At 44.3% G+C, this 13143-nt stretch carries 10 protein-coding genes; 4 read left to right on the forward strand and 6 right to left on the reverse strand.

Translation table 11 applies throughout. The features are described 5' to 3' along the window. Positions 1 to 84 precede the first annotated feature (84 nt). Genes BM528_RS17190 through BM528_RS17200 form a run of 3 tightly spaced genes read left to right on the forward strand, consistent with a single transcriptional unit; the run spans position 85 to position 4029 of the window. Positions 85 to 1437, forward strand: a complete 1353-nt coding sequence (locus BM528_RS17190) for a GH1 family beta-glucosidase (protein ID WP_071980889.1) — start codon at positions 85 to 87, stop codon at positions 1435 to 1437. Between the two features lie 23 nt (positions 1438 to 1460). Then, positions 1461 to 2462, forward strand: coding sequence for a LacI family DNA-binding transcriptional regulator (locus tag BM528_RS17195; RefSeq protein WP_071980890.1), 1002 nt, complete (start codon positions 1461 to 1463; stop codon positions 2460 to 2462). 1 nt (position 2463) lies between these two features. Next, positions 2464 to 4029, forward strand: coding sequence for a sugar porter family MFS transporter (locus tag BM528_RS17200; RefSeq protein WP_071980891.1), 1566 nt, complete (start codon positions 2464 to 2466; stop codon positions 4027 to 4029). 82 nt (positions 4030 to 4111) lie between these two features. On the opposite strand, the gene BM528_RS17205 is transcribed toward BM528_RS17200, so the two are convergent. The 6 genes from BM528_RS17205 to BM528_RS17230 form a co-directional block, all read right to left on the reverse strand. Further along, positions 4112 to 5671 (reverse strand): ATP-binding cassette domain-containing protein, encoded by a 1560-nt coding sequence (locus BM528_RS17205; protein ID WP_071980892.1) that lies wholly within the window; start codon positions 5669 to 5671, stop codon positions 4112 to 4114. After that, positions 5668 to 7473 (reverse strand): ABC transporter ATP-binding protein/permease, encoded by a 1806-nt coding sequence (locus BM528_RS17210; protein WP_071980893.1) that lies wholly within the window; start codon positions 7471 to 7473, stop codon positions 5668 to 5670. Before BM528_RS17210 ends, BM528_RS17205 begins: the two co-directional genes overlap by 4 nt. A gap of 144 nt (positions 7474 to 7617) precedes the next feature. After that, on the reverse strand, positions 7618 to 7731 hold the full coding sequence (gene cydX, locus BM528_RS17215; protein ID WP_032097673.1) for a cytochrome bd-I oxidase subunit CydX: 114 nt from the start codon (positions 7729 to 7731) through the stop codon (positions 7618 to 7620). Positions 7732 to 7741: 10 nt separating this feature from the next. Continuing rightward, positions 7742 to 8875 carry a cytochrome d ubiquinol oxidase subunit II gene (gene cydB / locus BM528_RS17220; RefSeq protein ID WP_071980894.1) on the reverse strand — a complete coding sequence of 378 codons (1134 nt, stop codon included), beginning with the start codon at positions 8873 to 8875 and terminating at the stop codon, positions 7742 to 7744. Next, positions 8872 to 10452, reverse strand: coding sequence for a cytochrome ubiquinol oxidase subunit I (locus BM528_RS17225; protein ID WP_071980895.1), 1581 nt, complete (start codon positions 10450 to 10452; stop codon positions 8872 to 8874). Before BM528_RS17225 ends, cydB begins: the two co-directional genes overlap by 4 nt. A 305-nt stretch (positions 10453 to 10757) precedes the next feature. Next, positions 10758 to 11414 carry a Tll0287-like domain-containing protein gene (locus BM528_RS17230; protein WP_083595335.1) on the reverse strand — a complete coding sequence of 219 codons (657 nt, stop codon included), beginning with the start codon at positions 11412 to 11414 and terminating at the stop codon, positions 10758 to 10760. A gap of 377 nt (positions 11415 to 11791) precedes the next feature. On the opposite strand from BM528_RS17230, the gene BM528_RS17235 reads away from it, so the two are divergent. Beyond that, on the forward strand, positions 11792 to 13132 hold the full coding sequence (locus BM528_RS17235; RefSeq protein ID WP_071981388.1) for a sigma-54 interaction domain-containing protein: 1341 nt from the start codon (positions 11792 to 11794) through the stop codon (positions 13130 to 13132). Positions 13133 to 13143: the final 11 nt, after the last annotated feature.

Genomic DNA, 13143 nt, shown 5'->3' on the forward strand with positions numbered 1-13143 from the left:
GAATTCAATGTAAAAATCATGTTATTTTTGATTTATGAATAACAAACTATTTTGTACAGTTTGTTAAGCTTAGGACATGAGACAATGCCAAACATCACGCTCCCTGCCAACTCCTTGTTGTTATCTAAGGATTTTTTATACGGCGTAGCTACCTCAAGCTTTCAAATTGAAGGCGACCGAAGCGGTCGACTAGACTCAATTTGGGACACATTTTGTTCACAAAGCAATACGATTGAAGACAATTCTAATGGTGATGTTGCGTGTCAGCACGTCGAAAAATGGCAAGAAGACGTAGCGCTTATTGCTGGGCTTGGCGTGGATGCTTATCGCCTTTCAATCTCGTGGCCAAGAGTGGTTAACAGTGATGGTTCGGTGAACGACATTGGCATGCAGTTCTACGTTAACTTGGTTGACGAACTGGTTAAGCGAAATATAAAGGTATTTGTTACCTTATATCACTGGGATCTCCCCCAATATCTTGAAGATAACGGTGGCTGGCTTAACAGAGACACAGCAACTGCCTTTGCGCACTACACAGAGCTTGTAGCTAGCGCGTTGGGAGATAAAGTGTACTCTTATGCCACCCTCAACGAACCCTTTTGCTCTGCATATTTAGGCTACGAATTAGGCATTCACGCGCCGGGAAAAACCGGTATAGCGAATGGCAGACAGGCAGCACACAATTTGCTTTTGGCCCATGGTTTGGGCATGAAAGTGCTTCGTGAGAAATGCCCTAACAGCCTAAACGGTATTGTGCTTAATTTTTCAACTTGTCACAGTGCTACAGATTCACAAGCCGATATGCTGGCCGCAAAGCTTGCCGATGAATACCACAACCGCTGGTATTTACAGCCTATTATTGAAGGGACTTATCCCGACATATGCCAACAGCTGCCAAATGAACAACAGCCGGATATTCACGAGGGCGATATGGATATTATTTCTCAGCCAATCGACTTTCTGGGAATAAATTTCTACACACGCACGGTATATAAAGCGACAGAAGACGGCTGGTTTGATGTCGTAGAGCCTAAAAATGTTCCTCTTACTTCTATGGGTTGGGAAATTACCCCTGATGCCTTTACCGAAATCTTAGTGGATTTGAATGACCGCTATTCTCTTCCTCCTATTTATATTACCGAAAATGGCGCTGCCATGAACGATGAAATGGTAAATGGAGAAGTGATAGATACCGACCGGGTCGATTACTTTAACTCGCATTTAAACGCTGTTCACAATGCCGTTAAAGCCGGTGTAAATATTCAGGGTTATTTTGCTTGGAGTTTAATGGACAACTTTGAATGGGCGCTTGGCTATACAAAACGGTTTGGTATTGTTTATGTCGACTACGACACACAAAAAAGAACGCTGAAGCACAGTGGAATTGCGTTTCAAGAGCTGGTGAAAAGTAGAGTTAATGTTACATTAGCAGTATAGAAAAAGGATAAGTACTCTACACCATGGCAACAATTTACGAAGTATCAGAAGCAGCCGGCGTTTCATTAGCTACCGTTTCCAGAGTGATGAATGGAAATACAAAGGTTAGCGATAGAACGCGAAAAAAGGTTGAAGCCGCTATGGCTTCGCTAGGCTATCAGCCCAATGCTATCGCGCAGTCTTTAGCATCTAATCGCACAAATAGCGTGGGTCTTCTTGTTTCTGAGCTTCATGGTTCCTACTTTGGCGACCTAATGAGCACCGTTGAACAGGTGTTAAAACAATACGGAAAGCACGTAATCATTACCGCAGGGCATGTAGATGAAAAGCGAGAGCACGAAGCTATTGAGTTCCTTAAAAGCCGACGCTGCGATGCATTGATACTTCACGCCGAAGCCGTATCTGATGAATACTTAAATACTCTGTGCACCAGCGACCTTCCCGTTATTATTATCAACCGTCGCGTAGACGGTTTAGATGATAACTGTTTTGTAGTAGATAACGAAAAAGGTGGCTATTTAGCCGCTCGCACTGCGATTGACCAAGGGCACACATCAATTGGTTATATTAGCGGACCTAGTTTTAAGAAAGATGCTACCGACCGACTTGCAGGTCATAAGCGCGCACTCACAGAAGCCGGCATTGAGATTAAAGACGAGCATATCTTTGAAGGTGACTTTCATGAGTCTTCTGGTCAAGACGGTATGCACTTCATGAAAAAACACTTCCCAGACATGACCGCACTTATTTGCGCCAATGATGAAATGGCCTCTGGTGCAATGACAGCAGCACGAGAGTCTGGATTGGAAATTCCGCAGCACTTGTCTATTGTCGGTTTCGATAATGTGTTGTTTTCTCGTTATCTTTACCCCAAGTTGACCACTATTAATAACCCTATTCAGGCAATGGGGGAAATGGCAGCACGCTGGGTACTTAAAAATGTTTATAACACCAAAATTAATCATTCTATTGAACACTTGTTCGTACCTGAAGTGATAGAACGACAATCTCTGAGCAAACGCTAATATGCTAAAAACCGTGCCGACTTCGCTCTATTACACACTTATTGTCTCCTTGGGGGGCTTTATTTTCGGATTTGATGCCAGTGTTATTTCGGGCGCTATTGGTTTTATTGACGTAGAGTTTGCGCTCACAGATTGGCAACAGGGCTTTGTGGTGAGTTCTCCTACCCTTGGGGCACTATTTTCCATGCTGTTTGCAGGTGCAATAAGCGATGCAATAGGACGGCGTAAAGCGCTTATTATTGTTGCGATGTTGTATTTCATTTCCGCAATATGCTCTGCGTTAGCGCCAAACTATGCCCTTCTTGTATTGGCGCGTTTCATCGGTGGTATTGCCTTTTGCTCACTCATTATTGCCCCTGTTTATATTTCTGAGATAAGCTCGGCGAAACACCGCGGTAAAATGGTGTCGGTGAATCAGCTCAATATTGTGCTGGGCTTTGCCCTTTCATACTTCAGTAATTACTACTTTTTGCAGTTGAGTAATAGCGACATCTCCTGGGTGAAAGAGCTTGGAATAGACACCCACACTTGGCGCTACATGCTTGGTTTAGAAACCATACCCGCAGTTTTGTGGTTCACACTTCTTTTCTTCGTACCTAAAAGCCCCCGCTGGCTGCTGCTCAAAGGAAAAACGGAAGAGGCCAAGCAAACCATTTTTGCGCTTTTCGATGCCGAAGAGGCAAAGAGTCAGTTAAACGATATTCAATCGTCTCTTTCCGAAAAGACATGGTCGCTTAAAGAGCGACTGGGGTTTCTGAACGCAAAAACTATGCGATATCCGCTATTTGTGGGTATCACTTTAGCCATTGCGCAGCAAATTACTGGCATTAACGTTATCTTTTTTTATGCCCCTACTATTTTTGAACAAAGTGGTGTGGGTACCGATGCAGCATTCATGCAAGCCGTATGGATTGGCATGGTGAATGTAGCCTTTACGATAGTCGCTATGCTTACCATTGATAAATGGGGCAGAAAACCACTGCTTATTGTTGGCCTTTGCGGTGTAGCCATCAGCATGACGGTGTGCGCCTATGGCTTTAAACAGGCAACTTATGAAATTGAATCAGGGGATATAGCAGAAATTCAAATTGTTGCCCCTCAGCTTGCAGAAAAGCTGCTGGCTGTGGAAGGCAAAGTGTATTACTCAGATGTTGAATTTAAACAAAGTCTGCAAAGAACACTCACTACCGCACAATACGATAACCACCAGCAGCTTATTCTAAATAGCAGTATCTCTATGAATGCGCCGCTGGTGCTGTTTGGTATCATTGCGTTTGTGGCGTCTTTTGCGGTCTCTCTCGGCCCAGTTATGTGGGCCATGCTGGCAGAAATTTTTCCTAACCAAACCAGAGCAATTGCCATATCACTGGTGGGGGTTATTAACTCATTAACCAGCTTTTTAGTACAGCTAGTTTTCCCTTGGGAGTTAATGAACTTTGGCGCTGCCGCCACTTTCTTTATTTACGGTATATTTGCGCTCGTAAGCCTTGCTTTAGTGGTGCGGTTCTTCCCCGAAACAAAAGGGCGAACACTTGAGCAAATCACTGAAAATTTCCAATCTAGGTAAATTAGCCGAGTGAGCTATCCGGATAAACTAGCTAGCCGGATAAATTAGCTAGCCATGTAAGCCTAACGTGAATAGTAATGCATTAAGCGAACTGACGCTTATGCTGGTTCACACTTTTAATACTCGCTTCTTCCAGCACAATGTGTTTATCGATAGATAGAGATGTCGGTAGTACGTGAGAGGCTACGATAACTAATTTACTTTGCGCCTCTTTTTCAAGTAATTTGCAAACTCGCTCTTGGGTTTTTATATCAAGGCCCTCAAATGGCTCATCTACCATTAACACCAGCGGGTTAGCTAATACAGCTCGCGCAAAGGCAAGGCGTTTTCGCTCACCGCCAGATAGTTGCCTGCCGGATTTACCAACCCAATTGGTTAACGGCAAAATAGTGTCGAGGCTCAACTCTTCTAATAACTCACACATAGTATCTTGCGCGATATCACTCCCTGCGGGGTCTAAATTCATTTTCACACTGCCAGATAAAATGATGGGATCTTGCTCTACATAAAGCCAGCGCTTTACCATCCCTTCTGATATGGCATGATCATCAACCCTACGCTCACCTTCAGCAGGCAATAAACCAGCTATTGCTTGCAAAAGAGATGATTTTCCACAGCCAGACACACCGCTTATGGTTACCACACCTGTTGAAGGTAAACTTACTGTTACCGGCACCGTAGAGCGATTTTTCGCTGCAAAGTGATTAAGTTGTAGCGACGTACAAACAGGCTTTTCTGCCAATTGCTGTATGGGCGATGTACTCAAACAATTTAACGCGTTGTTGCTCTGTTGATGCTGCGCGGCATTTGCAACTGCATTAAAGCTTGCCGATGCCCAATCCGGTGCAGCTAACAGCACCATAGGAACTATAAGCGCAATGGGAGCGAAGACGGCGACCTCAGAAAATGGCAATAAGCCTGCCATCAATAGCAAAGCAAGCGCAAAGGCAACACCTTGAAACATCCACATTGTGTGTGAAGTCTTTTTCTTTTGGTTAAACTGCTGTCGCCATACAGGCATTGCGCTTGGTGCATGTTCAGCGGCCTTTTTTCTGTTCAAGTGCCAAATGGGGCTTGCCGCTAAAAAATGTGAGGATGCACGTCTAAACTCTTTCGTTGCGTAAGTATTTTCACGAGCGGTGGCTAATGCACTCAGCCATTGAAATGTAAGTAAAATAATCCATGCGCTATACAAGGCAACAAGATAAACAGCGCCAGGGAGATTAGTCCATAACGCGGCTATACACATCACCGTGAATATGAAGAGGACGCTAGACAAAGGAGAAACCCACGCAATCCATTTACTTGCAAGCACTTCTGTATGCTGAGCTAATGCTTCAGTCGACGATGCTTTATCTTCTAATTGACAGTTCTGTAGCTGAGAAAAAACATCCATTCTAACGGTCGCAATTCGCGCTAATAGATCCTTATGTCCTACCCACATGCTGGCATAACCGGATGCAATACGAAGTAACGCTAACCCTCGAATGACAACGGCAGGAATAACATAATTAAACCCAACGGGCGCAATTGCGCTTATAGCAATAAACCATGAAGAGATAACCAAAATACTCAGCCCAGCTGCAGCGTGAAGCATAGCAAGCAATAAAGTTATATACGCAGGTTTGCTTTCATTGCTCATGTTAACTGCTGCTCCTCTCCCGGTGGTCTTCGATGACCTAACTCGGTTTTATCTATAACGTGCTTGTTTTCAATGTGCCAGAAACCAGTGAACCAATCTGCTGGCAGCGCTTTGTGGGAAGCCCATATCACTGTTTTATCGCGAGTTAGTTGGTAAATTAGTTGTGCAAGGCGGCAATGCTGATCGTCGGGCAGGTGAGCCGTGGGCTCGTCAAGCAACCATAAAGGACGGTCTCGCAACAGCGCTCTCGCTAGGCTTAGGCGCTGCGCCTCTCCTCCTGAAAGCAGCGGGTAGTCGGTCATTACCGTATCTAAACCGAAAGGTAACTGTTTGAGCCAATCAGATAGCTCTACTTTTTCTAAGATGGCGATGAGCTGCTGATCACAATACTCATCATGTAAGCATAGGTTCTCTCTCACATTACCTGGCAAAATGACAGGATGCTGAGTTAACCATATTGATGAACACTCACAACGATGTGATGCCCGGCGCTGACCGGCCAATGCTTCTAAAAGCAGCGTTTTGCCGCTTCCCGAACGTCCACTGAGTAATATGCAATCGCCTTGATTAAACGCGAGAGTTTGCGCTGTTAATAGAGATGGGCTGTATTGCATTGGGTCAGCCACTTCATCAAATACCGCAAATTCATTCGCCAAAAATCCATTCCCATTTTCGACTGACGCTGAACTTGTTGTTGCTACCTCTGTTTGCGAGCCGCGCGCTTGGGCTGAGTCTGTGCTTTCTTCAGTACTTTCTTCAGTGCCTCCCTTATCTTCATATCCCTTAGCTTCAACACTTGGGGAGTAGCTACCTAACACCGGCGCGATCGTCTCCATTGCAGATTCTGCCTGTGCTTTTTGGTGATAAATTTGACCCAGTTTTTTCATTTCACTTAGTAGTAAGGGAACGACCAGTAAAATCCACAGGCCCTGTTGTAGGGTAATGTCAGGGCCAACATTAAGCTCATTCAGTAATGTAAAACCTATAAAAACCGCCACTAACGCCACAGAAAGCGTGGCAAAAAAATCCAGTACACTGTTTGATAAAAACGCAACACTCACCACTTTCATGGTGCGTGAGTTTAAGGTGTCACTTGCCTCTTTGAGTAAACCGGTTTGCCTTTCATGAGCCTGAAAGGTGGACAGCATAGGCAGCGCCGCAAGCCTGTCGGTAAACATACTGCCAAGACGGGATAATGCGATGAAATGTTTTTGATGAAGCGCAGCTGCTCCTTTACCCACAATGATCATAAACAAGGGCACAACTGGAAGTGTGACCAATAGCCCAGCACCGATAACCGGATTCACAAAGAATATTACCGCCAACGCGAAAAGCGGCACTATTACTGCGATAGTTTGTTGTACGCTATATTCTAGTGCCCAATCGGTTAAGTCATGCAATTGTTTTTGCCATAGCGACTGCCAGTAAAACGCCGTTTGCTGCCGAACCAATGCGTGCTGACGCGCAGAAAAAACCGCTGTTAACGCTGTCTCTAATTTGGATAGCATGTTGGTTTTACTAACAATAGACTGCTGATTATACAGTCCTTGAAGCAACCAAGAACAAAAGAGAGAAAGGGCCATTCCGATAATATGTGTATTTGCTCCGTGGGCCTTGTTCACCACCCAGTCATGGGCAATATGGGAGAAAAAATAGAACCCAATGATCAAAGAAAAAAGCGACAAACACTTAATTACCACAAGGCGCAATTGTGATGCACGCACACCAAGCTTGTGCGACTCATCAAGCAGTTTACGCCAAGTTGTCAGTGTTTGCCGGTTGGGAACCTTTTCTTTAGTCACTGTTTGCTCTTTTAATGCTATGGTTTTGTTTGTGTTTACATTGCTGCCAACACATAGTTAAAAACACATAGTTAAAAACACAATGCAGCCCCTTACTTTTACTAAGGGGACTGCACCTCTTACACTTTCACAGTTCACACTGTGTTAGTCTGCGTCCTCGGGCCGGTCCATATTTTCAGTAGACTCAAGCCACATGGCGTTAATAATGCCAAAAGAACAGGCAAGTAATACTCCAAGTATCCAAGCGAAATACCACATTGTTGCCTCCTTAATAAATAGTGTGAGATTGGTCTAAGTCGTCGTTTTTGATACGACCGCGCATGACATAGAAGCTGTAGGCAGTGTAGCCAAGAACGATTGGAACAAAGATGCAAGCAACGATGAACATTACATTAAGTGTTAAGTGGCTTGATGTAGCGTCCCATACCGTTAGACTTGCCGCTGGCATAGTGATACTTGGCATTAGAAATGGAAACATAGACACACCAGCAGTCAAGATGACGCCTGCAATGAATAACGCACTAGATACAAACGCCATTCCTGCATTGCCCTTTTTAGAGAAAAATGCACAAGCCAGCCCACCAACAACACCTAGTACTGGCGCTATAAGCGTTAATGGGTAGTCGCGGTAATTGTTTAACCATGCTCCCGCTTCAATAGCCACTTCCTTTTTCAAAGGATTAGATGTTGCTAACGTATCAACGGCAGAGGTAATCACAAAGCCATCTAAGAACGCCACCCAAATACCTGCGAGAACGAAAAGCGCAACCCCGACTAAACTTAAAACGATAGATACCACTCGCGCCCGAACCTCAATGAATCCATCAGTTTTCATTTGCAACCATGTGGCACCGTGGTTAAGTAAAATTGCCACAGACAACAGACCCGCTACCAGTGCAAATGGCGTGAGTAACCCAAAGAACGAACCTGTGTAGGTAGAGCGTAAGGTATTGTCCATCTCAAAAGGTACGCCTAATAACAAGTTACCAAACGCCACACCGAAGTTAAGTGATGGAATAATACCACCGGCAAATAACGCCCAATCCCACGCTTTTCTCCACTGAGGGTTTGGTAGCTTGCTGCGGTAGTCAAAACCAATAGGCCGCATCCATAAAGCAATAAGCGTTAGCGCAAGCGCAAGGTAGAAGCCAGAAAACGCAGTGGCATAGATAAGCGGCCAAGCTGCAAAAATGGCACCGCCTGCTGTGATGAACCACACTTGGTTACCGTCCCAGTGGGGACCAATGGTGTTTATCATTACACGGCGTTCTTTGTCATTTTTTCCAATAAGCGTTAGCAGTGCCCCTACTCCTAGGTCAAAACCGTCGGTAACGGCAAAACCAATAAGCAGTACACCCACCAAACACCACCAAATAACGCGAAGCAGTTCATAATCAATCATACTTTTGCTCCCTGATTGTCTAGGTCGATTAAATCAAGATCAGATTCAGTTTGTGTTTCTTCAGGTGGAACCGGACCTTTTTTGGCAAACTTCTTCATTAAGTAGAAAGCAATAATGAACATCACAGTGTAAAAGGCGGTGTATGCAACCATAGTAGTAACTACATCGCTAACCGCGAGATTTGAAACAGATGCATGCACAGGAAGTATTTCAGCTATTGACCATGGCTGACGTCCATATTCAGCAACAAACCATCCCGCTTCACTCGCTACCCAAGGAAGGGGCAAGCTAAACAAAGACGCTTTTAATAGCCAGCGAGGCTGAGTAATCCGGTGTTTTGTGCTGTAGTAGAAGGCACAGATAAACAGCGCTAGCATGATAAAGCCAGACGCCACCATGAGTCGGAAGCTCCAGAACAAAGGAGCTACTGGCGGAATACTATAGTCTACCGCTTGCTGTAACGCTTTTTCAGAAGGATTTGAAACATCATTGGTGTAAGGCTCAAGAAGCATAGCGTAACCCAAGCTGTCTTTGTGTGCTTCAAACGTTGCACGCTCCTGCTCTGTGGCGGAGCCATCTCTTACACTATCTAGCAACTCGTAAGCCTTTATTCCTTCAAGAATTCGCTCTTTATTTTGCTCTTTAAGATCTTTTATTCCAGAGACTTCTTCCGTTAATGAGCGTGTTGCAATAATGCCCATAGCCCATGGTATTTGAAGCGCGTACTCGGTTTTTTCTTCCTCATCATTGGGCAAGCCAAATACAGTAAATGGCGCTGGCGCTGGATGAGTTTCATACTCGGCTTCTACCGCAGCTAATTTTACTTTTTGGACATCGCCTAGCTCATAACCACTTTCGTCACCAAGTACGATGACTGACAATGTGGCCGCTAAACCAAAGCTTGCCGCAATGGCAAACGAGCGACGGGCAAAAGCAATATGCTTATGATTGAGTAAGTAGTAGCTAGAAATAGCTAATACGAAGATAGCACCAGTGACGTAACCTGCTGAGACTGTGTGGACAAATTTCACCTGTGCTACCGGATTGAATATAACTTCTGCGAAGCTGGTCATTTCCATGCGCATGGCTTCAAAGTTAAAGTCAGCACCAACTGGGTATTGCATCCAGCCATTGGCAATTAAGATCCACAGTGCAGAGAAGTTTGAGCCAATGGCAACCAGCCAAGTAGCCATAAGGTGTTTCACCTTAGACATTTTGTCCCAGCCGAAGAAAAAGAGACCCACAAATGTCGATTCTAAAAAGAACGCCATTAGGCCTTCAATAGCAAGCGGAGCGCCAAAAATATCACCCACGTAATGTGAGTAATACGACCAGTTCATACCGAACTGGAACTCCATCGTTAAGCCTGTAGCCACGCCGATAGCGAAGTTAATACCAAACAACTTGCCCCAAAATTGAGTCATCTGCTTGTATATCTCTTTGCCGGTCATAACATAAACCGACTCCATGATGGCTAGTAAAAAGCTAAGCCCCAGCGTTAGGGGTACAAATATAAAGTGGAACATTGCGGTTAACGCAAATTGCCACCGCGATAGTTCTATTAACGTATCGCTCATGGGTCTTCTCCCTCGTATCTTCGGTGCGCTTTACACACTTAACAATAATGTTAGTCAATTAGCCTGTTGCAAAAACTGTTGCGAGCTATCCCTATTTTTAAGTAGCAGTCGCAAAGTTATCGTTCTTTCGGCTTTCTCATCACAGATAAGAGCACTATGCCCCCACTGTTGAGTGAAAATATTGCACCTAGAAGACGGGGGAATTTTGATCCAACGCAAGGTAGCGAGAAAATATTACCGCCATTTTTGTCAAAAAAGTGACAAAAATGGCAAACTGGAATAGTTAGAGGTAACAAGACTATGCCTTACTCAGCATCTGTTGGTGAGTATCTTAAAGTGAACGCGCCGCGCAAGCTGCCAGGCTTAAAGCCGGTGGCTTCATCTTCAGGGTATGCCTTTTTAATCGCACTTAACACAGAGGGGGACACTTGTTCACCATGACACGCCGTACACACTTGCCCAGTGGTGATAGCCTTCATATAGCGAAATTCGCCGGTCTTCCCATCAACGTGGGTAGCCTCTAAGGGACCAGTGACATTTTCAGACAGTTGCTCAGCAAACTTTATAAGCTGTGCCGTTTCCCAGTCGTCGGGTTTATTATTTGGGTTTCTTACCCTTAGCGCCGTTCTACCCACCGTCCATCCCTCTTTACTTAAAGAATGAGCGATGGGTTCTGCTACTAATTTACACTCCTCGACTCCTACCTCTAGGCCTCCGCGCTTTATTGCCTCTTGCAAGCGCGTTTTTAGATTGCTTCCGAGCTCCTTCGCGTGAGCACGCGCTTCATTGCGGTTATCTTGTTCATTGAGATCTGTTGTAGTCTGCTGTACCGCACTAGCTATGCTGCTAAAGCCCACCAATGCAAAACATATGTATTTTGATAAATTGGCTAGATTGAGTTTATTTGAGTGGCTCGTTTGTTTATCGCATTTTTCCGATAATACCTTTACTTCATTTTTCATTTTTTCACCCGTTGATTAGTTCGTATTCGTTGTTTATACCAATTCATAAGGCTTATGACGAAAAACTTTCGTCGAACAGTTTTTATCAATAGTTTGCTCTCAACAGGCAACTATCAAAAAAGCGTTATGAAAGGTGAGCTTAAGTGTTTAGTAAACAAGCGACGTGCCAATGTGCTAGCATTTTTAATTGTGGACACAGATACTATCTGGCATTGATAGAGCTAAGCGGCAAATTTCGGGCTCAAAACTCTTTTACAGAAAGTGAAAGTAATACCAACAACATTGCTAAAAACCCATATAAAAATGAGAATAAAGACGATGTGGCAACCAACGGAATATAGTGCAAGCAGGATATGAATTTTTCTATCATTCAAGCCATGATCGACGCCATCGATAAACCGGCCATTTTTATTAGCCCCGACTATGTCATAGAGGCGGTCAACAAACCGTATAAAGACACCTATCCTGTAAATATCAAGCTGGGTTTCAGTACCTGTTATCAGGTGTCACACCGCAATAGCAAACCTTGCAACGAATGTGGCGAGACTTGCCCTATGCAGGAAAGCAAAGAAACGGGAAAGGTTGCAAGTGCTGTACATATTCACTCCACCAATGAAGGGCAAAGTTATTGCGATATTCTTATGCGCCCTATTTTCGATGGTCAAGGAGACTTGATAGGTTATTTAGAAATTTTAGATAAGTTGGCATTTGCGTCTAACACACCCTCAAAAGGAAAATTGGTTGGCGAGTCTGACGCGTTTAAAGCCATGCTGAACAAGATCAATAGAGCGGCAAAGTCTGATATTGCGGTGCTATTACAAGGTGAAACGGGAACTGGAAAAGAACTGGTTTCACAAGCCTTGCATTCATCGAGTTACCGCGCAGAGAAGCCCTTTGTGGTTATTGAATGTACCGGCCTTACCGACACCTTATTTGAAAGCGAGCTTTTTGGTTATGAAAAAGGGGCATTCACAGGAGCATCGTCAAATAAGAAAGGGTTGGTTGACGCTGCCGAAGGCGGCACCTTGTTTTTCGATGAAATTGGAGACGTGCCTTTAAGCATGCAGGTTAAATTGCTCCGTTTATTTGAAACACAAACCTATCGCCCAGTTGGCAGCACGGTTGTAAAAAAAGCAAACTTCAGATTAATTTGTGCATCGCATAAAGACATCTATGCCTTGGTTCAAACAGGAGAGTTTAGGCAAGATTTGTATTATAGAATTGCTGGGTTTCCAATAACGTTACCGGCCCTTCGAGAGCGCCCAACAGACATTCCACTTTTAGCTGAGCATATTTTAAGAAACCTTTCAGATAAAAAACGTCTTCATAAAAACGCTATTAAGCGGCTCACGCACTACGCTTTTCCTGGCAATATTAGAGAGCTGAAAAACATTATTGAGCAAGCTGCGTTGCTGTCTAATGAGTCTGTAATTGGTGAATACGACCTTCCTGATACAGTTTTACGCACTGCACCTAAAAAACATGCAGAATTAAGCAAAAGCTCGGCTCTGGTAGCAAAACAGCCCACGCTTGATATGGACGAGAACCTGATACTCAATGCAGTTACAACGCTTGAAAAGGCAGAAGAGTTCTATCTAAAAAAGGTGTGTCAGCACTACAGCGGCAGCATGGAAGAACTTGCCAAAGCACTCAATGTAAGCGTGAGAACCTTGTACAGAAAGCTTCAAAAAGCCGATATCAGTATAAAAACAAAGTAAAATAAATTTTG

The sequence above is a fragment of the Alteromonas sp. RW2A1 genome (assembly GCF_001886475.1).
In the GTDB taxonomy this organism is placed as follows: domain Bacteria; phylum Pseudomonadota; class Gammaproteobacteria; order Enterobacterales; family Alteromonadaceae; genus Alteromonas; species Alteromonas hispanica.

Excerpts from the sequence above, each read along its gene's own strand:
- BM528_RS17200 (WP_071980891.1), top strand. The coding sequence starts at position 2,464 with ATGCTAAAAACCGTGCCGACTTCGCTCTATTACACACTTATTGTCTCC.
- BM528_RS17205 (WP_071980892.1), bottom strand. The coding sequence starts at position 5,671 with ATGAGCAATGAAAGCAAACCTGCGTATATAACTTTATTGCTTGCTATG.
- BM528_RS17190 (WP_071980889.1), top strand. The coding sequence starts at position 85 with ATGCCAAACATCACGCTCCCTGCCAACTCCTTGTTGTTATCTAAGGAT.
- cydB (WP_071980894.1), bottom strand. The coding sequence starts at position 8,875 with ATGATTGATTATGAACTGCTTCGCGTTATTTGGTGGTGTTTGGTGGGT.
- BM528_RS17195 (WP_071980890.1), top strand. The coding sequence starts at position 1,461 with ATGGCAACAATTTACGAAGTATCAGAAGCAGCCGGCGTTTCATTAGCT.
- BM528_RS17235 (WP_071981388.1), top strand. The coding sequence starts at position 11,792 with ATGATCGACGCCATCGATAAACCGGCCATTTTTATTAGCCCCGACTAT.
- cydX (WP_032097673.1), bottom strand. The coding sequence starts at position 7,731 with ATGTGGTATTTCGCTTGGATACTTGGAGTATTACTTGCCTGTTCTTTT.
- BM528_RS17230 (WP_083595335.1), bottom strand. The coding sequence starts at position 11,414 with ATGAAAAATGAAGTAAAGGTATTATCGGAAAAATGCGATAAACAAACG.
- BM528_RS17225 (WP_071980895.1), bottom strand. The coding sequence starts at position 10,452 with ATGAGCGATACGTTAATAGAACTATCGCGGTGGCAATTTGCGTTAACC.